The organism is Paenibacillus plantarum, assembly GCF_013141695.1.
Classification (GTDB): domain Bacteria; phylum Bacillota; class Bacilli; order Paenibacillales; family NBRC-103111; genus Paenibacillus_E; species Paenibacillus_E plantarum.
Map to the genome: position 1 here is coordinate 93,696 of NZ_WHNY01000093.1, position 21,648 is coordinate 115,343.

The window sequence follows — 21,648 nt, forward strand, 5'->3', positions numbered from 1 at the left end:
TTCTTGTGAAAACCTCAACCTCACGTTAAACGTTCACTTCAGCCGCGTACCCCTTCGGGTGCTTCTGGTGCCAGTTCCACGCGCTCTCAATGATCGCTTCCAGGGAATCCAAAGCTGGCTTCCAGCCAAGCTCGGCTCTTGCACGCTCCGAGGAGGCGATTAGCGTTGCCGGATCTCCGGCTCTACGAGGCTCGACTACCGCAGGGATCGCATGGCCTGTGACTTTGCGCGCGATATCGATCACTTGCTTCACGGAGAAGCCTGTGCCATTGCCAAGGTTATAAATGTTGCTGTCCGCACCGCCGCGCAGCTTCTCTACCGCCAGCACGTGTGCGCTCGCTAGATCGCTAACGTGGATGTAGTCACGTACGCAAGTACCGTCTTCTGTTGCATAATCCTCGCCGAATATCGAGATATGTGCTCTTTGACCCAGCGCTACCTGCAAAATAATCGGAATCAGATGCGTTTCCGGGCTGTGGTCTTCCCCGATTTTGCCACCTGCATGGGCGCCAGCTGCATTGAAGTATCTTAATGAAACATATTTGATGCCATGCGCCGTATCGAACCATTTCATCATTTTTTCCATCGCCAGCTTCGTTTCGCCATACGTATTCGTTGGCAAGGTACGATCGCTTTCAAGGATCGGGATGTTTTCAGGCTCGCCATACGTCGCAGCCGTCGATGAGAATACGATGCGTTTCACGCCGTATTGCGTCATTTTTTCAAGTAAGCAAAGGGTTCCGTACACGTTATTGTGGTAGTATTTCGCTGGATTGGTCATGCTCTCACCAACGAGTGAATTCGCTGCAAAATGAATGATGGCATCGATATTATTTTCAGCAAAAACCGTATCCATAAATTCGCCGTCACGTAGATCGCCAACGTATAGTTTACCGCCAAGTACTGCGTCCTTATGACCTTGCTGCAAGTTATCGACGATAACGACTTCTTCGCCTTTGGCCAGAAGCTCTGCTACCGCATGCGATCCAATATAGCCCGCTCCACCTGTAACTAGAATTGCCATTTTACAACGCCTCCTCAAGTTGCTCTACACCGTTGCCAATATCGCAAACATAGAAGCTTGGTGTAAGCCCTGTAATGCCCGTATACTCTGCGCCTACTTGGTCGATGAACGTCTGAACGCTGTCTTCATGAACCAAGGAAACCGTACAACCACCGAAACCTGCGCCCGTCATCCGTGCACCTAACACACCTGGCACTTTCAACGCCGCTGCAACCATCGTATCAAGCTCCAAGCCCGTTACTTCATACAGGTCACGCAGGGAATCGTGGGATCCGATCATCAGCTTACCGAAGGATTCTAGGTCATTCTTCTCAAGTACTTCGATGGATTTCAAAACACGATCAATCTCTTCCACAACATGCTCCGCTCTGCGGCGAACCGTTTCGTCTGGGATCAAGTGTTTATATTCATTGAACTGCTCAAGGTTCAGTTGACCAAGCAGTGTGATGTCTGGGAATTGCTTTTGCAAGTAGGTAACCGCCTGCTCGCATTGACTTCTTCTCTCATTGTAGGCGGAGTCGACGAGACCTCTGCGTTTGTTCGTGTTGCCGATCACAAGCTTATAGCTACCGCTTTGAAAAGGAACATGACGATACTCGAGCGTATCACACATCAACAGGATCGCGTTGTCTTTCTTGCCATTCGCTACAGCGAATTGGTCCATGATGCCGCAATTTACACCGACGAATTGGTTTTCTGTTTCTTGTGCGAGCAGCGCGATTTTGACTGTATCGATCGGGTACTTCTCAAGTGTCAGTAAGCTGTACGCTGTAACAACCTCGATGGAAGCTGAGGAAGAGAGTCCTGCACCATTTGGAATTTCACCGTGGAACAAAAGGTCATAACCTTGCGTCACTGGGAATCCTGCTTTCGCTAAGTGAACGAAGATGCCTTTCGGATAGTTGATCCAATCATCCTCTTCTTGGTAGGACAAGTCGTCTATGGAAATTTGTTTGCGAAGCGCCAAATTTGTAGAAGCGAAGCCGATCACGCGATCTTGTCTTGGACGAATGATCAAGGTCGTTCCGAACGTCAAAGCTGCCGGGAATACATAACCGCCGTTGTAATCCGTATGCTCGCCGATCAAATTCACTCGACCTGGAGCGTGAAATGCTGATATTTCCGCAGCTGTTTCTCCATAAATTTCAATAAACGTGTCTTTTAGAGCTTGCAAATCTGCCATGTGTGGCACCGCCTTTAGTTGTATTGGTATGTTTGCTTGGTTGTTGTTAGATATGTTGTTTGTGTAAGTTTGTAGCTTAAGTATAAGAGATACGCCAAGGATTGGCTATGGAGGCATGTTATTTCTACATGGAAAAATGTGATTTGCAGTTTCCTCTTTATGTGAGATATATGATACAGTGAAGGGAACGAATGGTCTTCGAACGGAGATGAGGAAACGTCATGCAAAAGCCTGAGAGTTATTATGTAGTATCGAACCCTCTTCCTGCTGGGGAGAGCGATTTCACGGTATTATTCGCAGGGGAAAGTCAGACCAAGCCAGAACATCGTCTTGGACCGAAGGTCTATGACTATTACTTAATCCATTATGTGTTATCAGGCCGAGGCGTATTCTCCACGCATGGAGAAGAGTATGCCATTGGCGCTGGCGACAGCTTCGTCATTGAGCCGGAACAGCTAATAAGCTACGTATCTGATGAGCTGGATCCTTGGCATTATTGTTGGATCGCCTTTACAGGTGTACAAGCGGCAAAGCTCGTTGGTGTGGCGGGCCTCACGCCCGCGAACCCCATCATCTATATCGCGCGCAACCGGCATATGCCTGTGCTTTTTCGCCAGATCCAGCAGGCGCTCAAATCCAAGAAATCCAACGCGCAACTCAAAGCGACAGGCTACCTCAGCTTGTTGCTCGGTGAGTACTGCGAAGCCATGTCTGCCCCCGTGGTAGCAGGACTGGTCACCGAAGACGAGAGCGACCGCATCGTGCAGCAGGCGATTCACTACTTGTCCACGCAATACGCGGAGCCCATTACGATTGAAATGATGGCGGAGAGCCTAGGCTATAATCGCGCTTATCTATCGCGCATGTTCAAGCGGCACACCAAGGTGACGCCGGTGACGTTCTTGCTCAAGCTGCGCGTGGACAAAGCACGCTTACTGCTGCGGGAGCGGCTGGAGCTCACGATTGAGCAGATCGCAGCGTCAGTAGGCTTCTATGACCCGCTGTACTTCTCCAAGCAGTTCCGGCGCTGGTATGGCGTCTCGCCGAGTGAGTATCGGAATCAGATCAAGTTGCTCTAATCCGAATGCTTTTTATCTAAACAAAAAATAGATGCCTGATTTTCGGCTATACCCACTGAAAGCACGCTGTATACTTTAGATATAAATGATGAAACAGGGTGTGCGTATGATACTTGATGATGAACTTAAGCAAGAATATTATAAAGCGCTAGTGGACAAAAAGTCGGAATATGAAGGTGTATTCTACGTAGGGGTGAAAACAACCGGCGTATTTTGCCGTCCGACTTGTCCAGCAAGAAAACCAAAGTATGAAAATTGTGAGTTTTATGAAACATCGAAGCAGGCGCTTTTGGCTTCCTTTCGACCCTGCCAACGATGTCGTCCACTATCGCATCCGAATCAAGTCTCAGAGCTTGTCACATTGCTCGTTGAAGCCGTTGAGAACAACCCCGAAAAACGATGGAAAGAACAAGACTTCAAAGATCTCTCTGTTGATGAATCCACGGCCCGCCGTCAATTCAAGAAACGATTCGGGATGACTTTTGTAGAATATGCACGTGCACGTCGCATGGGACTGGCCTTGAAGAACATTCGATCAGGAGAGAAGATTATCGATACACAATTAGCATCTGGCTATGATTCCAGCAGTGGCTTTAGAGATGCTTTCTCGCGTATCATGGGTGCAGCACCTACTCTATTAGAAGATAGCAAAGTATTGAAAGCTGCATGGCTGGATACGCGGCTCGGCCCCATGATTGCCATCGGAGACGAGCGCAAACTCTTTCTGTTAGAATTTGTTGATCGACGTGGACTCGAACTGGAAGTAGAACGGCTTAGAAAGAGAACGAAATCCGCTATAATCCCTGGTCTCACAGAGCCCATTCAGTCGATCGAACGGGAACTCACTCAATATTTTGAAGGTAAACTACATGAGTTTAAGACTCCGCTCTTTTTAATGGGATCACCTTTTCAGCAAAGCGTCTGGGAGCAATTAATACAAATACCGTCAGGGGAAACCCGTTCCTATGCCGATATTGCCACTTCACTCGGTAAGCCAACCGCCTATCGCGCGGTAGCTCAGGCTAACGGTGCCAATCAATTAGCCATTGTGATTCCCTGTCACCGTGTTATTAACTCGAATGGTGAGTTGGGCGGTTATGGCGGTGGATTAACACGCAAAAAATGGTTGTTGTCTCACGAAAAAAACTCCAATATTCGTCTTAATTCCCCCGGGCAGATGGCGTTGACGCGTATTTTGACGCCATGAAATGCTGCAGCGCTCCAAGTAAGATGAACACTGCCATTACGCCGGCCGAATATCTGTACATCACCGAGTAGTTGGTTACTGACGAGATGGCGCCAAGCAGAATTGCACCGAGCGCAACGCCGAAATCCGTTGAATTGTAGAACATGCTGTTCGCCATGCCATACTGCTCCGGATTCGATAATCGCAGCATCCAAGCTTGAATCGTAGGCTGAATGGCACCGAATCCTACGCCATAGAGCAGCGCGGACACGATCAACATCGGCATGTCATGCGTAATCGACAGCACCGCCATGCTGGCCATGACGAACATTCCTGCGGGAATCAGTACCGAAGCATGCCCGAAGCGGTCGAAGATTCGTCCCGAAAACGGACGAACGAGAATAATCGTGACGGCGTTGAACATGAAGAATAAGCCGACCTGTTCGATATGTACATAATCGCCGAACAAAGCAAGGAAACTAAGCAAACCGCTATACGTGATGGAGAGAAAAAAGTTCAGCAACGCGGGAAACAACAGTTTCCTATTGAATCTGGGTTTTACTGCGGATCTGGGTAGACCGACTTGACCAACAGGCTTCGTTTGCTTCGAACGCGACAGCCATAATACCGGAAAGATAGCCACGGATGTAATCAATCCTATCATCGTCAAATGCATGAAACTGTCTTGTTTCATGACATTCAAGCCGATAGACGGACCGATCGACATGGCTAGACTGGTCGACAACCCGAAATAACCAATGCCCTCCCCCATACGTCGCAACGGGATAATACGGGATACGAGTGTCGGCAGAATCGTGCTCGCCATTCCGAAGCCGATGCCATAGCCAATACGCAACGACAATAACGTGGCGACAGAGCCCGCGGCTGAGTACAGCGCCGTAGTAGCCGCAGCGACAATGAGACCCGCGAGCAGAAGCTTCATCCGCGAAACGCGTTGCATGAGCGCTGCGGTCGCGAAACGCGATAGGATGGCTGCCAGCGCGAATACAGACGTCACAAGGCTTACCTGGATGTTTCCTGCATGAAATTCACTTTTCACGTAGGCTGGAAAGGACGAAAGGAGCATTTGCAAACTTAGAAATAACAGAAAAAAACAGATTGTCAAAGCAATGAAAGGCCTTGTCCATAATGGAGTTTGTTGTTGTTGTTCTTGCTGCATTTTAGCGTCATCTCCATCAAATATTATTAGTCTTCTACGAGCTCCGTATGCCCTAGTTTCCTGCCGATATGCAGTTGAATGCGCAGCAACAGCTCCATCATGATATCGTATTCCTCTTCCGAAATGCAGGCTTTTACTTCCGCCGTCACACTGTCTTCGATCGGCGTCGTTTCGCGAATGATCGCTTGCCCGAGCTCAGTGCTATATACAAGAAAAGACCGCCGGTCCCGATTGCCCGCTTTCTTATAGATAAGCCCCTTCTTCTCCAAAATATCCAAAATCCGCGTCGTCGTCGGCTTATCCTTGCCGGTCCGTTCGGCGATTTCACGTTGGATCAAACCTTGAGCGCGATCGATTTGATTCAGCGCAGACCACTGCTCGGGCGTAATGCCATGAGCGCTTAGTCGTTGCTGAAACAACGCCGTCAGCTTTCTGTGCGTAACGCCCATCGCGAATCCGATTGGCAGCATGCGGGGTTCGATTGACATATACGTTGCCCCTTTCAACTAGTTGTTTAAACAACTATATGTTAGACAACATGTTTTGTCAATGTTACCACGGCCTTTTTTCCTATGATAAAGAAGGGGGTTAAGAAATGTTTCTCACGCAAAATGGCATCCACTCAATGAGTGAATGCCTGTATTACTTCGTCCTAATCATTGTTTCCATCCAGATTTAACTCATTCACCGGTATAACTTCGAGCCAATCCATGCGTACTATGTTTACCATGGATGTAAGTACAAGACGATGTAATCCAGGACTAAGCTGGAATTCGTCATTCAAACGCAGCGTACTCCATGAATTCCCAGCAACCTCTACCATACCAATTACTTTATCATCGACTGAAACAGCTATCTGCGCTCTTTCATTAGGTGCAAAAGCACGCAAATCAACCTTATATAGCGATGCTTTGGAAGCATGACACACTGTGAATTCATAAGCCAACCAATCTTCAGGTGTTAATTGAACACATAACCGTTCATCAGCTTGCCAACTTTCCCCCTTGCCATGTTGAAAGTTAGGTGTCGTTCTGGATCCTTCTATAAAGCGGATATCTGTTCTGTCATTTATCCGAAATCCAATGTTTTCAACCATACGATACTTGGTCCCATAACTTATCCCTTCTCCTTTGTACCCATAGAAAATAGCAGGTATACGAGTCGAGGGTCTGCGGAAAAGGGAATCTGTTACTTCTTTTTGATACAAACATTGCTCAAAAGAAATGTTGTGCAGGTATTCCCATAAAATGTGCTCGGCTGATGCCTCATCTGGTTTAACTCCGCCTTCTAAGTAGTCGATCAACTGCTGCCAGCCTGTTGGCTTGATCACAGTGCATGGCGAATTAGCTTTGTCCATTTTTTTCCAAGTCCAGAAATTCCACGAGATGTCATGATCCTCGAATAATCGAAATGCACCAGCATACCATTCCTTATTATTCTCGCCGCCTTCGCCCATAAAGATCGGCACGTTCCATTCTTCACGCTTATCCAGATAAATCTGAATACTCTCCGTATCCGGGTTGTTCCAGTATTTATGAAATTGAAGCATAAGATTATCGTCAAACTTTTCATTAAAAATCGACCAATCTGTAGCCCAGTGCACACCTTCCAAAATGATCATATGATGGACATCGACTTCGCGGATAGCCTTAGTAATTCGCTTATATAAAGGCATTACTTGATCATTATAGGCTGAAAACCATTCAGGCAAAGGCTCGTTCAAGAGATCATAACCTGCTACAATCCACTCATCTTTGTAACGTTCAGCTAGCATTCTCCATAACGCAACTGTGATCTCTTGATTCCGTTCGTTCGTAAACAGCTCAGGTTTATCGAACTCCGAATCATCGATATTCGTTCCTGTCTGTCCTCCTGTAGCACCGTGCAGATCAAGAATCACATAAAGTCTATGCTCACGACACCAATCAATGACGTTGTCCATGATCTTCAAATGAGCTTGATTATAGCGAACAACCTCACCTTCACTATCCTCTATCAAAAATCTGGCAAGAATCGGTACACGAACGGAATTGTAACCATCCGCAGCGATTTGCCGAATATCCGACTCTGATGTATATCGATTATAATAAATCTCCCAGAATTGCTCAGCCTTCTCTTCGCCAATCAAATCCTTAACCATCTGTTCGATTCGTCTTGGTCGATCTCCTTGATCAGGAAAAAGCCACATGTACCCTTCAGGAAGCATCCAACTGCCAAATCCAACGCCGCGAAGCAGAATCTCCTGTCCTTCACCGTTTATTAGCTTTTTGCCTTTGGCCTTTAAAAACCCAGTTACTTCATGCCCTCCAGTTATCACAATAAGATTCCCCCTCTCCACTCTAATTGATGGCATTATCCTTTGATCGCACCTTCAGCAATTCCATTTAGAATATATTTTTGCAGAAATAGATAAAAGATAATGACAGGCAGCATAGCCAGCAATAAGGCAGCTAAAATATTGGACCAGTCATTGCTGTATTCTCCAAATAACATATTCGTTGATAAGAGCAGTGTATATCGATCTGAATCGGTTAATATTAAAAGTGGCAAAAGAAAGTCATTCCATATCCATAGTAAATTCAAAATCGCAATGGTAGCTGTGACGGGTAGAAGAAGCGGAAAAATCACAGTAAGGAACAATTTAAACTCTCCACAGCCGTCGATAACGGCAGCTTCATCCAAATCTCGCGGAATGGATTTCACAAAACCGTGATATAGAAAAATGGCCATGGACACACCTAACCCGATATAGATTAAGCCAAGTCCATAAATCGAACCTTGGATGTGTAGTTCTCTAGATATTTTCACGAGAGTGATCATGACCGAGTGAAAAGGGATTAACATTGAAAGTATGAAAAGTCCAAACAAAAAAGCACTCAATTTCCCTTTCGTTCTGGACAGCTTGTATCCAGCCAGGGAAGCACAACCAATAATCCCAAATAAACCAACAACAGCAATTTGGATCGTATTCGATAGACTTCTTAAAAAATGTATTTTTTCAAAGGCGCTCGAATAATTGGAAAATTGAAAATCAGCAGGAAAGGATAGAATATTCGTCAACATCTCGCTTTGCGTTTTCACAGAATTCAATAATCCCATATAGATTGGAAATAACATCACAACCGTTCCGACGAGCAGGAAGAGAAAAATAAGAGATGAGCCAGCACGACGACTTATTAGGCTAAGTCCAACACGTGTATCTTGACTACTCATGCTTCCACCTCTCTTCTTTTCATGATCCACAATTGAACGAGTGTGACGATAAAGACAATCAAGAACAGAATCATTGCCTTAGCGCTAGCATAACCATATCGACTACTCAGACTAAATGCTTCTTCATAAATATTAAGCGCGATAACCTGTGTAGCCCGCCCCGGTCCACCGCCAGTCAAAGCAAAAACCGCATCAAAGACTTTAAAGGAACCGTTTAAAGTCACGAAAAGACCAATGGTCAAAGCTGGATATATCATGGGTAGCGTAACATTTCGAAATGTTTGCATCGCATTCGCCCCATCTATAGCAGCAGCTTCTTTCATCTGTTGCGGCACCCCTTGAAGTGCTGCGATGTATATGACCATTAAGTATCCTACTCCACTCCAGAGGGAAAGGATCAAGAGTGTATAAAAGGAGAATCTTGGATCCCCTATCCACGATTGGTCTAAAAAGTGAAAGATCGTATGTTCAGCTATATAGGGTAAAACCTTAGTGAAAATAAACATCCACATAAACCCGCCGATAATTAAGCTAATCATATTTGGCATAAAGAAGATCGTCCGAAACCAAACTTTACTTCGTTTTTGTAATTCTATTAACACTGCCAAAAGGATAGCCAAAAAATTGGATAATACGACCATGAATATAACGTATTTGAGTGTAAACCAAATGGCATCCAGAAAGTATGGATCATCTGTGAGCGCTTCGATATAGTTGCTTAATCCCACCATATTATAGGTAGGATTGAGCCCATTCCAATCCGTCAAGCTGTACCAGATCCCCCCAAAAGAGGGGGCGAGTACAAAAACGGAATAGAAGAGTATTGCGGGAAAAACGAAGGCTAACAGGATGATGTTTTGCTTCCTATTCCTTGTAAAAATCATTTTGTATCACTCCTAGTTAACCGCGTTACTCAGCCTTTACTTAGCAGCTTTAACTGCTGCTGCCCATGTTTTATCCATTGTTTTAATAAACTGCTCTTTGGTAACGGTTTTAGCATAATAGCTTTGCAACAATTTAGCTTGCTCGTCTGTAACACCGTTTGGCAGCTTCAAATCCTGATACGCTTTCCCATTTTCTACATAGGCTGAGGATTCCTTCACCCACGGATTTACTTCAAATTTATGAACAGTAGAGATAGGATTGAATTTCAATTGTTTAAATAGCGCGGAAGAATCTTTCTCATCCAGGATATAGTTCAGTAAATCAAGTGCTACTTCTTTGTTTTTAGTTGTTGGCGATACAGCTAAGGAAGTAGAGGTTGAAAGATTAATCATGGTATCTTTGGAATCATTGCTTACAGGTAGTGCTGCAACACCCATTTCAAAGCTTGGATTAACTTTGAGAATGGCATCCGCATTCCAAGGACCTTGTACCCACATAGCGGATTTTCCATTGGCAAATTCAGCGGCACCAGCTTCATTACCAACCTCGAAAGGTTTTTTCGTGCCGTTTGCGTTAATGAGATCGATAATATCAAAAATGGCTGCCACGTCACTATATGAAGCCTGACCCGCACTCATCTTTTCAATCCAATCCGGATGCTTCGAGGAAACAATACCACCAAGCGATTGCGCAGTCATAAGTTGTGGGACCCATGACTCTTGAAAAGCCAGTTCAAATGGTGCAATATTCGCTGCAGTTATTTTTGCGATAACAGCTTTCATTTCATCCAATGTGTTTGGAGGTGTTATGCCCAAATCCTTGAATATTTTTTTATTGTACAAGTATCCCCATGTTGTGCTTTCAAAAGGCAGCACGACGATTTTACCATCGATCGTAACGGTTTTCTTCACGGGTTCATATAAGCTTTTAATGGCTGCTTGACTAGATAAATCACTTAGGTAACCTGCTTTATAATAAGCCGGAATATCATTTGCATGAATGGTAAACAAATCCGGTGCGTCATTCGATGCTAGACGAGTTTGTAAGATCTGCTTGGATTGATCGGAATTAGGCATTTCCGTTTTAATCGTGACATCTACATTTTTCTCTGCCAATTCTTTTGCTTTAAATTGCTCGAAGTATTTTTCAAATTGTTCTTTATACTGGGGATAGCTCATAAATACATTGAGTTCTACTTTTTTCGGAGTTGCAGTTGCCTTTGTACTGACTGGTGTGCTTGCAGGTGCTGCACTACTAGCGTCTGTATTCGTCTTATTTGTGCTAGTGCCGCATCCTGCAGCTAATATCAAGCCTAGGATAATACTCATATTAAGCGTTTTCTTCATGGATCGTTCCCCCCCTGATTTAACTGCTCCTTCAGTATAGTGGAAGCGCTTTCTATATTCATTTCAGGATATTAACATCTTCTATTGCACAATATTGATGTAACTCGGAAAAACAATCCATTTATTTCCGTAATTCTCCTGGGGCAATTCCATAATGTTTTTTAAACACCCTGTAGAAATAGGCAAGGTCTGGATACCCTGTCATTTCAGCAGCGTGCTTAATTGACAACTTATGATCCACAATGAGTTCTTTTGCTTTTTCCATGCGTTTGAGATGAATATAATCGGTCATCGTTTCTCCGGAGAATGTTTTGAATGCCCGACTTAAGTGCTCCTTACTTATATAAAAATAAGCGGCGAGTGACTCCAAACTAATCGATTCGTTATAATGCCTATTGATGTACGCGGTCACCTCTCGCAAATCCAGCTTATTTCTATTTTTCCGTGCCTCCAATAGTAAAGCAATAGCCTGATTATACATGCGTTCAATCTGTCCAATGGTCTCTATCACAGAATTCCAACCCATTTGAACGGACGGCTGTTGTTCCAATTCAGATATGATATGGTTCCATTCTAGCTCACTTGTCGAAACAAATTCTTCGAGCATTAAGGTAAAGTCATGACCAATTTTATTCAGAATACTGCCATCGAATTGTTCAGCCTGCATCGGCTCCATAAATTCCCCTAATGACTTCAATGTTTGAATGACACCTGATGCGTTTAAATCCAACATATAACCATAGATCAATTGACGATATTCCAAATACTTATCGAGTGAAGCCGCATCGGCAAATACAAGCGGTGTTTTCCAAGATACTTCTGAAATTTGCTTGGCTTGCTGCAGTTCACGAACACATTGCGCTAGGGCAGCATTCAGCTCTTCGGGGTCCACCGGTTTTAATAAGTATTCCTTCGCTTGGGATCGAATAGCTTGCTTTAAATAAACAAAATCATCATAACCACTCATCACAATGATCTTAAGCAAAGGATGTTTATCATTCAGCGCCTTTAAGAGCTCGACACCATCAATACCCGGCATTCTCATATCTGTTACCACGATATCAGGTGCTAGCTCTGCGACCATTCGCAACCCTTGTGTTCCGTCCTCTGCCTCTCCTATTATCGTTAATTGGAGTTTGTTCCATTCTCCAAGCTGCTTGATCACTTTTCTTGACCAAGGCTCATCGTCTATAATCATCACTTTATACATCTTCAAACTCCTCCTTTTCCTGTATCGGCAATATGAATAAAACGATCGTTCCCTTCCCTAGCTTGCTGAAAATACGTACACCATATCTTTCGCCAAAATGCAGCTTCAACCGAGAATCAACATTTTTCAAACCAATGCCTTTTCTTATCCCGCTTTGCTCATCTTCAGAGAATTTCGAGTTATTTTCATTACCAGAACGTAATCCTATTCGGATTAGTCCAAGCTTCTCTTCGTCTAAACCTATGCCATCATCTTGAACAGCAATTAGAATTTGATTACGGATTCGTTTGATTCTTACCTCAACGAGCCAGCTGCCTTCTTTTTTATGCAGTCCATGTTCAAACGCATTTTCTACGATAGGCTGAAGTGTAAATTTGGGAAGCCGGCATTCCGAAGGCAAATCATCTTTCTCAACCACCACCTGACATCGCCCTGTAAACCGCTGCTCCTGAATAAAGATATAGTTCTGCATATGCTTGAGCTCATCTCTAAACGTAACTAAATCGCTACCTGTACTGATTGAATATCTTAATAAATCTCCGATCACCCGTGTAACTCGATATATCTCAGGCGCATCCTTCTCTAAAGCCATCCCTCCGATTAGATGAAGGGTATTGTTGAGAAAATGCGGATTGATTTGAGCTTGTAGTGTCCTCAGTTGCGCAGTCTTAATATCTATTTTCCCTTGGTATTCCACTTCAATTAACTCTTTAATGCGTTGCATCATTGAGTTGTAACCATGCTCCAACAGGCCAAGTTCATCACTGTTTTTGACAGATTTCAATTCAAAGCTTTGAATTTCCGCTCTTCTCATGGTTCGTGCTAGACTTATAATCGGCTTACTAATACGAAGCGAAAAAAGGATAGAGAGAATGATCGAGGCAGCGACAAATAAGCTCCCAGTGACTATACCGGCATTAATCGTAGGTTGAGCGCTGCGATTTATCGTTTCGAGCGGAATGGCTTTTATCAGTGTTAATTTACCATTGCTAACTTTCTGCATAAAGAAATAATACTTATTGGTTTTCTGAATGCCAAGACCACTATCAGGTACAGCAAGACTTTTTAATAGCATGGAAATATCTCCTAATGCCTGTTCATTCTTAGACCCCGATAATAATTCCCCTTCATCGTTGCTCAAGAAAATCGAGCTGTCTGGTTCAGATCCAAGAATACTGCCGACCTCATCCCAAACCTTGCGGTTGATCTTAACGGAAAGACCACCCAACAGCTTACGATCTTCAAATCGATTCATACTGTGAAACGCATAAACCCCATTTAGTTCCTGCTTAAAATAAATATTAGTCGGTGTTTCCAACATCCGGCTCCATGGTCCAGTCCGGATATCCATAAAAGAAATTAAACGGCCAACATAACTTACGGATAATGCCTGTTTGTTTTCATGAATATATAGCGTAAAATCATCAATTTTACGGGAATTGGAATGTAATAATGAGGTTAGGGTATCACCAACATATTTTTGCGTTTGATATTGTACATTTAAATTCGGATTAGCTATTTGTTGGAGATTCCCCATTAATTCCGAATTGATCTGAACCGTATAAAATAAAATGTTCATCTGCTCAATAAGCTCATTCAAATATTGATTAGCCCATTCCATACGTGAGTTATTGGCACTAATCATTTCCTGTTCCACCGAATGCCGTGTATTGCTGCTAGCAAGCCAGGTTACAGTCACAACAGGTAATGTAGTTAAACAAATCATCAAGACCATCAATCTAAAACGGATTCCTATTTTTCTTTTCAGAAGTATCCCCTCATTTCACTTCCTATTCCAAAAGCCGCTACTCAATCATATAAGAAACAATTCGTGTGAGATACCGTTAATCCTCTAAGGTCGCATCGACAAATAAGCCGTCTCTGAGCGGCCATATGGGAGGTAGGCAACCTTTCTTTCGTATCTAGCTTTTTTAACAATTCCACCTGAGACTCGAGGAGTATAATTTTTGATTCCTGTCTTGCAATAACTTCATTTTCTTAGACATGATGTAATCCCCTCCGGTGCTTATTTTAGTATACAAAAAAGATACACACAGTCTGAACACTCTTTCAAAGTGTCCAAACTGTGCGTACCAGTGTAGTCTCTCGTCCATGGCTGCCGCTGTTTCTTGTATCAGGAAATGAAATATTTCATTAAACCTTGGAAAAAAGCTTTTAAAAAGAGCCTTATCTTCGTCTAAGAACTAAGAGCATCCTTTATTTCTCTTGAGCATTTGCTGCCAAATACGCGATAATGGCCTGATTAACCTGCGCCAACCTACCCTCGGCAGTTTCCAACAGCTCCTCCAGCAATCCGACTGAACCCTGATGAATCGCCGTTTGAAGCTCATCAGCCGTATGACTGAGCGGCGTTGCTCCGATGTTGGAAGCCACACCTTTCAGCGTATGAGCTAGCATCAGCGCTTCGGGATAGTCTATGTTCTTAATCGCCTCTCGTATCTCATCTATGGCGTTCGTGTGATTTGCTGCAAACTTGTGCAAAATCCGCTCGTAGAGGTTCACATTTTGTCCCAGGCGCCCTAGTGCCTCCGCCGCGTTCAAGACAGGCAGCGCCTCGATTTGCTTCGCTGCTGCGACCTCAGCATACCCTCTCCCACGCGAGCTCTGAATCGTTCGCTGTAAGACGCTGAATAGCTGAATAGGTTCAAACGGCTTGGAAATATACGCATCCATGCCAGCTTCCACGACCTGTTCCTTGACTCCCTGCATAGCATCAGCAGTCATCGCGATAATCGGCGTCTCTTGATCGAAATCCCTAATATTTCTCGTCGCTTCAAAGCCATCCATGAGCGGCATCTGCAAATCCATCAAAATGGCATCATACCGCTTAGTCGCTACCCGTTTCAACGCCTCGATGCCATTCTCTGCTACGTCTACATGAATGTCCATTTCCTGAAGAATGGCCTGTGCCACCTGTTGGTTGATTTCATTATCTTCCACTAACAAGACCTCTGTGTTACGGAGCATGTGCAGTTTTTTGGCTTCCTTCTCACCCTGTGGCGATGAAATCTTCATCTGTAGCTGTTCTTGGAACAAGTTCGTTATTTGGTTGTATAACTGCGACTGGCTCATTGGATAATAGAGTACCTTTTTCACAGACGCCGTCTGAGATTTCAGCTGAAGCTCAGATTCATGATACGAACTGATCAGTACGATCACTTGCACAGGTGTCGCATACTCCAGCTTTATTTTCTCCGCCAAGGTGTGTGCCTTCTCATCCTGAAGGTTCCAATCAATCATAACCAGATCATAGCGGCCGCTTACGCTAATTTGTTCAAGTGCGCTTTGAGCAGAATCTACGGCATTCACAATAAATTGGAACTGTTCTAGTTGACTCTTCAGAACAAGACGCATTTCCTCGTCATCGCAAATGAGGAGCACACGCAGGAATTTCAAATAGGAAGCTACTGGTGCACTGAATAAGTGCTCAGAACCTACTTCGAACCTCACTGTGAAGATGAAGGAACTCCCCCTCCCCAGCTCGCTCTCGACATGAATCTCCCCTTGCATCAACTCTACGATACTCTTGCTGATCACTAGTCCAAGACCTGTCCCCCCGTATTTGCGGGTCGTTGACATATCGGCTTGAGTGAATCCGTGGAACAATAAAGCTTGCTGAGCAGGTGTCATCCCAATGCCTGTATCCCGCACTTCGAATCGCAGCGAAACCCCGCTGTCATCTTGTGAAGAAACACTTACCGCAATCGCGATTTCACCTTCATCCGTAAATTTCAAAGCATTATTCACCAAATTGAGTAAAACTTGATTCAATCGGAACGGATCACCATTCAAGACTTGAGGGACCTCATGATGGATGGAGAAATGCAGCTTTAACCCCTTCTCATACAGCGAAAATCCGATGATATTCGATATATTGCTCATAATTTCATACAAATCAAAATCGATGCGTTCTAGAACAATCTTCTTAGCCTCAATTTTCGAGAAATCAAGAATATCACTGATGATTGTTAGCAAGCTTTTGGCCGAGAGCACCGTCTTCCCGACGTAATCCTTCTGCCGCTCCGTGAGTTCTGTTTGCTGGAGCAAATAATTCAATCCAATGATGGCGTTCATCGGTGTGCGGATTTCATGGCTCATATTCGCTAGAAATTCACTTTTCGCTCGATTAGCAGATTCGGCGGATTCCTTGGCATCAGCAAGAAGCAAATTCTTGGTTTCCAGCTCTGATGTTCGTTCCTCCACCAACACTTCTAGGTGATCTTTGTACTGATTCAGCGTCTCTTCGGCCTGCTTACGTTCGGTAATATCGACACCCGCAAAGATAACACCGCCCACTTCTCCCGTCTCTGTCCAAATTAAGTTATTGCTCCACCCGTATAGGCGCTCTTCACCTAATTTATCTACGATGAGCGATTCAAAATAGTCCGACAAAGCATCGCCTTCCATGAATTCATGGTAGCGCTCTTTCCGCATTTCTACTAGATTCTCTGGCCCACAAACTTCAAACCAATTCTTACCTAAGGTAGCCGTTTCCTCATAACCTAGCACCGAGTATCCCTTACGGTTCAACAGCTCAATTCTGCCATCTCGGTCCAAAACGACAATCATGACATCAATGAGATCGAGATAGCTTTGAGCTTTCTCTTTCTCTTTCATCAACTTCTGTTCGCCCTTCCTTCTTACAGAACGCGTCTGCAAGGCAAGGGCAGCCCCAATGGCAATCGCCACAATCGTGAAAATGCTCGCCATCCAAAGTACTAGCTCACGCTGATTGGAAGTTCGATCTACATCCCTTTGAGTCCCCATCAAATTGTAATCAATCCACTTATGTAAGCTCGCATCGGCTTGCTCTCGTTTCGTTCCAAGCTTGTCCAACAAGCTCTTCCCCATGATATAATCGCCAGATTGGACGGCATCGATGATACGCTGACCCTTCTGCAAATAATCTATCGTTTTATCCGACACTTCCATATAAATCTGTTTTTCACTCTCGGAGTTGATGAAAGACTCGTAGCCTCGATACTTCTCATCAAACTGTCGACGGACATCCTGATACGAGGTAATCACGGTAAGAAGGGCATTCTTATCCGTTTCGAGCAACATTTTATGCAAAAGAACTCTTTCTTGTGTAATGAGCTCTTGCATCTCTACAATTCTAGCAATACTCGGCATCCAATTCGTCTTGACATGGTCAAGAGTCCCCTTCAGGGCAAACATCTGATAGAAGTTCGTTCCAATAACTGCTATTAATAAAGCAATGATGATGATAAAAGTCCACATCGACTTCATCAAAGTAATCGCTTTCATTTGTAATCACCCCTCTTTGCCGATTATAACATAATGTCTACGATCCTAGTAAAAAAGGCCAATCCGAATTTCCTGATTGACCTCCTCAGTACCTAGTAAGCATTGACGAATTTAGTTCGAAAGACTAACTGTAAAAAATCCATCTATTTTTCAACTATCCCGCTCCAAATTCAACTTAGATGGAAAATATGTAGTTAATTCCACCCAATACGCCCCAACTGACAATATAGCTCGATATTAGCTGTACTTTTTACAGTTAATCGAACAAAAGTGAGAATTAGGGCCAAATTAGCTGTATGAAATCCAGTTAATCTATTAGAGAGGTTCGGGATGTTCAGAGTGCTGGGGGAGGGGTGTTACTCGACCGACTTAATTGCGCAACAAAAAGCACCATCACAGGATCACTCCCATGACGGTGCATATTCAATCTATCTCTTACCTGGATCGTACGGCTCACCCAGTGCGGACGGCGCTTTCGCACGTCCCACGGCTCCTGCCAATACGAGAATTGTCAGCACGTAAGGCAGCATGTAAAGGAATTCCTGCGGGATGTCTTTGGAGAAATCGAACAACCGCATGAAATTGTTGAGCGCTTGCGCCATCCCGAAGAAGACCGCGGCGCCCAGTGCGCCAAATGGATGCCATTTGCCGAAAATCATCGCGGCCATCGCAATAAAGCCTTGACCCGAGATCGTGTTATGCGAGAACGCACTCGTTGTCGTTAGCGTGATCGTCGCCCCGCCGAGACCGCCGAGCAGACCGCTGATCAGCACAGCGATATAGCGCACGCGCTTCACTTTGATCCCAACCGTATCCGCGGCACTCGGATGCTCACCAACGGCACGCAGGCGCAGGCCGAACGGTGTTTTGAACAGCACGTACCACGTCACGAAGACTAGGATTAACGCAATATACGTCGTCGGATAAGCTGTAAAGAGTGCATAGCCGATATACGGAATCTTGGAGAGAAGCGGAATTTCCCATTTGGAGAATACATCATTCAGTGTTTCGGTTTGACCCGCACCATTGAACAATACTTTCACCAAATACAACGTTACGCCAGCTGCCAAGAAGTTGATAACCACACCACTGATAACTTGATTCGCTTTGAACGAAATCGTCGCAACCGCGTGAATCAAGGCAAAGATCATAGCGAATAGCAACGCGCACAAGAGTCCAATCCACGGGGACCATATCCCCATGTTCGCTTCTTCCGCGTAGTAAGCGCCAACCGCGGAAGCGAAAGCGCCGGAAACCATCAGACCCTCGATCCCGATATTGACGATACCGGAGCGCTCCGAGTAAATGCCGCCTAAAGCCCCGAAGATTAGCGCTGTGGAATACACCAGCGTTGTATTAATAAGTTCACTGAATTTCGTGAAGAACGCATTAAGCATACTGAGCAGGTCCATATTACGAAGCCCTCTCTTTCTTGCGTTTGCCGTAGAACGGGATCAGTACCCATTTGACAATACCTTGAGTAGCGACGAAGAAAATCACCGATCCGATGACAATACGGATAATTTCTGGTGGTACATCTGCACCAAAGCTCATCCCCGCAGAACCATAAGATAAGCCGCCGAAAAGGACAGCACCCAACACGACTCCTATCGGATTGTTGGCCCCGAGCAAGGATACCGCGATACCATCGAACCCATACCCCGGCGTGCCTGCCGCAACGACCTGATAATGGAAGACACCAAGTACCTCGAATACACCAGCAAGTCCAGCAAACACACCGGAGATGAACATTGCCTTGATGATGTTCTTATTCACGTTCATGCCCGCATATTTAGCGGCATCGATATTATGCCCTACGGCACGCAGTTCGTAGCCTTGCTTCGTTTTCCAAAGAATCAAGTAGAAGACGACTGCTGCCAGAATGGCAATCAAGGTCCCCCAGTGGAGCCTCGCATGGTTCATCGCTTCCGACAACCAGCCGATACTGAGTGAAGCCGAGTCTTGAATCATATACGAACGTTGCTGCTTCGGCTCAAGTAGGAAAGTGTTCACAATGTAGTTGGATAGGAACAACGAGATCCAGTTCAACATGATCGTTGTGATTACTTCATTAACACCGCGCTTCGCTTTCAAATAGCCAGCAATCGCACCCCAAAGTCCGCCAACCAAAGCGCCGACAATGACCGCAAGTGGAGCATGAATGATCCATGGCAGACCATGGATTTTGACACCAATAAAGGTAGCCCCCGTCATCCCCATCACGAACTGCCCTTCCGCACCAATGTTGAACAATCCCGTACGGAAAGCGAAGGCAACGGATAATCCGGTTAAAATAAGTGGCGTAATCGCCCGAATCGACTCCCCAATGTCGTACGGACTGCCCAAAATCCGAGAGAACAATGACCCATACGCAGCAATTGGATTGTAACCGCCAGCCAGCATGACAAGCGCCCCGAATAGCAGCCCCAGCACAATCGCCACAAGGGGATTGACCGCTGATTCACTTGTAAAAACGCGAACAATTTTATTCATGAAGGGCTCCTTTCTCCGAGCGCTTACTGCCCGCCATCAGCAGACCGATCTCCTGATCGTTCGTATCCTGCGGCATTACTTCGCCCACAATCTGTCCTTCGTAGATAACGGCAATCCGATCGGAAACATTCATAATTTCATCCAGCTCAAAAGAAATCAACAGAACGGCTTTCCCTTTGTTCCGCTGCTCAATCAGCATCCGATGAACGAATTCAATCGCACCAACATCCAAACCGCGCGTCGGCTGCGCCGCAATCAACAGATTCGGATTCTTATGTATTTCCCTTGCAATAATCGCCTTTTGCTGATTACCGCCAGACAAGGAGCGTGCCTTGTTGTAAATACTCGGTGTACGCACGTCGAACTGCTTAATTAACGCCTCCGCATGCTTATCAATCGCATCATAGTTCAAGAAGCCGGCTTTGTTATACGCAGGGTGGAAATACGTTTCGAGCACCATATTTTCACTCATTGTAAAATCAAGCACAAGCCCGTGTTTATGCCGATCCTCAGGGATATGCGACAGCCCTGCCTCCGAAATCTCACGCGGTGTCTGATTCGTAATGTCGCTGCCCATGAGAAGCACTTTACCCTCATCCACTGTACGCAAGCCCGTCAATGCTTCGATCAGTTCACTTTGACCGTTGCCATCTACACCCGCAATACCTAGAATTTCGCCAGCTTTCACTTCAAAATTAAGCCCTTTAAGCGAAGCTAATCCTTGCTGGTTACGAACCATCAAATCTTGTACCTGGAGAACAGGTTCACCAAGCTTTACTGCTTCTTTCGTAACTTTAAAGGAGACATCACGTCCGACCATCTTCTCGGCCAGAATTTGCGGATTCGCTTGGGCGCATGCCAAGGAATCAATCACTTTACCACGACGAATAATCGTCACTGTATCGGCAATCTCCATAATTTCTTTCAGCTTATGTGTAATGAGAATAATGGACTTGCCCTCTTTCACAAGGTTACGCATAATGACCATCAATTCACTAATTTCTTGCGGCGTTAGTACAGCTGTAGGCTCATCAAAAATTAAAATATCGGCGCCGCGATACAGCGTTTTCAATATTTCGACACGCTGCTGCATACCGACTGAAATATCTTCGATTTTGGCTTTTGGATCCACACGTAAACCATATTGCTCAGATAGCTTGCGCACTTTATCTTGTGCTGTTCGGATATCCACATTCATACCACGTTTGGGTTCCATCCCCAAAATGATATTTTCAGTTACTGTAAATGGTTGTACCAACTTGAAATGTTGATGCACCATCCCGATGCCGAGCTCAATCGCTCGATTCGGACTGTCGATAAAAACCTCGTTGCCTTGTACATGAATACTACCTTCGTCCGGCTGATATAAACCGAACACAATGTTCATCAGTGTTGACTTTCCTGCACCATTCTCGCCAAGCAAGGCATGAATTTCGCCTTTTTGCAGCTTCAGGCTAATGGCATCATTAGCTACAATGCCTGGAAATCGTTTCGTAATGTTGCGTAGTTCAACAACTGGGACTGCTTCACTCATAAGATCACCCTAATGATCAATTTTTT

16 protein-coding genes are annotated in these 21,648 nt (G+C 44.9%); 2 read left to right on the forward strand and 14 right to left on the reverse strand.

Features of this window, described 5'->3' with window-relative positions; genetic code table 11:
- Positions 1 to 25: 25 nt before the first annotated feature.
- The gene (gene galE, locus GC096_RS37385; RefSeq protein WP_171638229.1) at positions 26 to 1,024 is read right to left on the reverse strand and encodes a UDP-glucose 4-epimerase GalE; all 999 of its coding nucleotides are present in this window, start codon (positions 1,022 to 1,024) and stop codon (positions 26 to 28) included.
- A gap of 1 nt (position 1,025) precedes the next feature.
- Positions 1,026 to 2,207 (reverse strand): galactokinase, encoded by a 1,182-nt coding sequence (locus GC096_RS37390; protein ID WP_171638231.1) that lies wholly within the window; start codon positions 2,205 to 2,207, stop codon positions 1,026 to 1,028.
- Positions 2,208 to 2,428: 221 nt separating this feature from the next.
- Between GC096_RS37390 and GC096_RS37395 the strand changes: the two genes are divergently transcribed.
- The gene (locus GC096_RS37395; protein ID WP_171638233.1) at positions 2,429 to 3,286 is read left to right on the forward strand and encodes an AraC family transcriptional regulator; all 858 of its coding nucleotides are present in this window, start codon (positions 2,429 to 2,431) and stop codon (positions 3,284 to 3,286) included.
- A 106-nt stretch (positions 3,287 to 3,392) separates the two neighbouring features.
- Positions 3,393 to 4,493 (forward strand): bifunctional transcriptional activator/DNA repair enzyme AdaA, encoded by a 1,101-nt coding sequence (locus GC096_RS37400; protein ID WP_171638235.1) that lies wholly within the window; start codon positions 3,393 to 3,395, stop codon positions 4,491 to 4,493.
- Here GC096_RS37400 and GC096_RS37405 read toward each other — a convergent pair.
- The 12 genes from GC096_RS37405 to GC096_RS37460 all read right to left on the reverse strand — a co-directional run bounded on the left by GC096_RS37405 (position 4,447) and on the right by GC096_RS37460 (position 21,622).
- Entirely contained in the window at positions 4,447 to 5,652 is a 1,206-nt protein-coding gene (locus GC096_RS37405) for an MFS transporter (protein WP_171638237.1), read from the reverse strand. The genes GC096_RS37400 and GC096_RS37405 overlap by 47 nt on opposite strands.
- 26 nt (positions 5,653 to 5,678) lie before the next feature.
- Positions 5,679 to 6,140 (reverse strand): MarR family winged helix-turn-helix transcriptional regulator, encoded by a 462-nt coding sequence (locus GC096_RS37410; RefSeq protein ID WP_171638239.1) that lies wholly within the window; start codon positions 6,138 to 6,140, stop codon positions 5,679 to 5,681.
- A 164-nt stretch (positions 6,141 to 6,304) separates the two neighbouring features.
- Positions 6,305 to 7,969, reverse strand: coding sequence for a cellulase family glycosylhydrolase (locus GC096_RS37415; protein WP_312886424.1), 1,665 nt, complete (start codon positions 7,967 to 7,969; stop codon positions 6,305 to 6,307).
- A gap of 35 nt (positions 7,970 to 8,004) precedes the next feature.
- Complete coding sequence (locus GC096_RS37420; protein ID WP_171638243.1) at positions 8,005 to 8,865, reverse strand: carbohydrate ABC transporter permease; 861 nt, start codon at positions 8,863 to 8,865, stop codon at positions 8,005 to 8,007.
- The gene (locus GC096_RS37425) at positions 8,862 to 9,749 is read right to left on the reverse strand and encodes a carbohydrate ABC transporter permease (RefSeq protein ID WP_171638245.1); all 888 of its coding nucleotides are present in this window, start codon (positions 9,747 to 9,749) and stop codon (positions 8,862 to 8,864) included. Before GC096_RS37425 ends, GC096_RS37420 begins: the two co-directional genes overlap by 4 nt.
- Positions 9,750 to 9,785: 36 nt before the next feature.
- Positions 9,786 to 11,096: an ABC transporter substrate-binding protein gene (locus GC096_RS37430; RefSeq protein WP_171638247.1), complete on the reverse strand. Its 1,311-nt coding sequence runs from the start codon at positions 11,094 to 11,096 to the stop codon at positions 9,786 to 9,788.
- Between the two features lie 121 nt (positions 11,097 to 11,217).
- Positions 11,218 to 12,306 carry a response regulator gene (locus tag GC096_RS37435; RefSeq protein ID WP_171638249.1) on the reverse strand — a complete coding sequence of 363 codons (1,089 nt, stop codon included), beginning with the start codon at positions 12,304 to 12,306 and terminating at the stop codon, positions 11,218 to 11,220.
- The gene (locus tag GC096_RS37440; protein WP_246303288.1) at positions 12,299 to 14,041 is read right to left on the reverse strand and encodes a sensor histidine kinase; all 1,743 of its coding nucleotides are present in this window, start codon (positions 14,039 to 14,041) and stop codon (positions 12,299 to 12,301) included. Before GC096_RS37440 ends, GC096_RS37435 begins: the two co-directional genes overlap by 8 nt.
- A gap of 482 nt (positions 14,042 to 14,523) precedes the next feature.
- Complete coding sequence (locus GC096_RS37445) at positions 14,524 to 17,595, reverse strand: response regulator (protein WP_171638253.1); 3,072 nt, start codon at positions 17,593 to 17,595, stop codon at positions 14,524 to 14,526.
- Between the two features lie 428 nt (positions 17,596 to 18,023).
- Positions 18,024 to 19,007: an ABC transporter permease gene (locus GC096_RS37450; RefSeq protein ID WP_171638256.1), complete on the reverse strand. Its 984-nt coding sequence runs from the start codon at positions 19,005 to 19,007 to the stop codon at positions 18,024 to 18,026.
- Position 19,008: 1 nt separating this feature from the next.
- Positions 19,009 to 20,088, reverse strand: coding sequence for an ABC transporter permease (locus GC096_RS37455; protein WP_171638258.1), 1,080 nt, complete (start codon positions 20,086 to 20,088; stop codon positions 19,009 to 19,011).
- Complete coding sequence (locus tag GC096_RS37460; RefSeq protein ID WP_171638260.1) at positions 20,081 to 21,622, reverse strand: ABC transporter ATP-binding protein; 1,542 nt, start codon at positions 21,620 to 21,622, stop codon at positions 20,081 to 20,083. Before GC096_RS37460 ends, GC096_RS37455 begins: the two co-directional genes overlap by 8 nt.
- Between the last annotated feature and the right edge of the window lie 26 nt (positions 21,623 to 21,648).

Coding starts and splice junctions, on each gene's coding strand:
- galE (WP_171638229.1), bottom strand. CDS start 1,024: ATGGCAATTCTAGTTACAGGTGGAGCGGGCTATATTGGATCGCATGCG.
- GC096_RS37390 (WP_171638231.1), bottom strand. CDS start 2,207: ATGGCAGATTTGCAAGCTCTAAAAGACACGTTTATTGAAATTTATGGA.
- GC096_RS37395 (WP_171638233.1), top strand. CDS start 2,429: ATGCAAAAGCCTGAGAGTTATTATGTAGTATCGAACCCTCTTCCTGCT.
- GC096_RS37400 (WP_171638235.1), top strand. CDS start 3,393: ATGATACTTGATGATGAACTTAAGCAAGAATATTATAAAGCGCTAGTG.
- GC096_RS37405 (WP_171638237.1), bottom strand. CDS start 5,652: ATGCAGCAAGAACAACAACAACAAACTCCATTATGGACAAGGCCTTTC.
- GC096_RS37410 (WP_171638239.1), bottom strand. CDS start 6,140: ATGTCAATCGAACCCCGCATGCTGCCAATCGGATTCGCGATGGGCGTT.
- GC096_RS37420 (WP_171638243.1), bottom strand. CDS start 8,865: ATGAGTAGTCAAGATACACGTGTTGGACTTAGCCTAATAAGTCGTCGT.
- GC096_RS37425 (WP_171638245.1), bottom strand. CDS start 9,749: ATGATTTTTACAAGGAATAGGAAGCAAAACATCATCCTGTTAGCCTTC.
- GC096_RS37430 (WP_171638247.1), bottom strand. CDS start 11,096: ATGAAGAAAACGCTTAATATGAGTATTATCCTAGGCTTGATATTAGCT.
- GC096_RS37435 (WP_171638249.1), bottom strand. CDS start 12,306: ATGTATAAAGTGATGATTATAGACGATGAGCCTTGGTCAAGAAAAGTG.
- GC096_RS37440 (WP_246303288.1), bottom strand. CDS start 14,041: ATGGTCTTGATGATTTGTTTAACTACATTACCTGTTGTGACTGTAACC.
- GC096_RS37445 (WP_171638253.1), bottom strand. CDS start 17,595: ATGAAAGCGATTACTTTGATGAAGTCGATGTGGACTTTTATCATCATC.
- GC096_RS37450 (WP_171638256.1), bottom strand. CDS start 19,007: ATGGACCTGCTCAGTATGCTTAATGCGTTCTTCACGAAATTCAGTGAA.
- GC096_RS37455 (WP_171638258.1), bottom strand. CDS start 20,088: ATGAATAAAATTGTTCGCGTTTTTACAAGTGAATCAGCGGTCAATCCC.
- GC096_RS37460 (WP_171638260.1), bottom strand. CDS start 21,622: ATGAGTGAAGCAGTCCCAGTTGTTGAACTACGCAACATTACGAAACGA.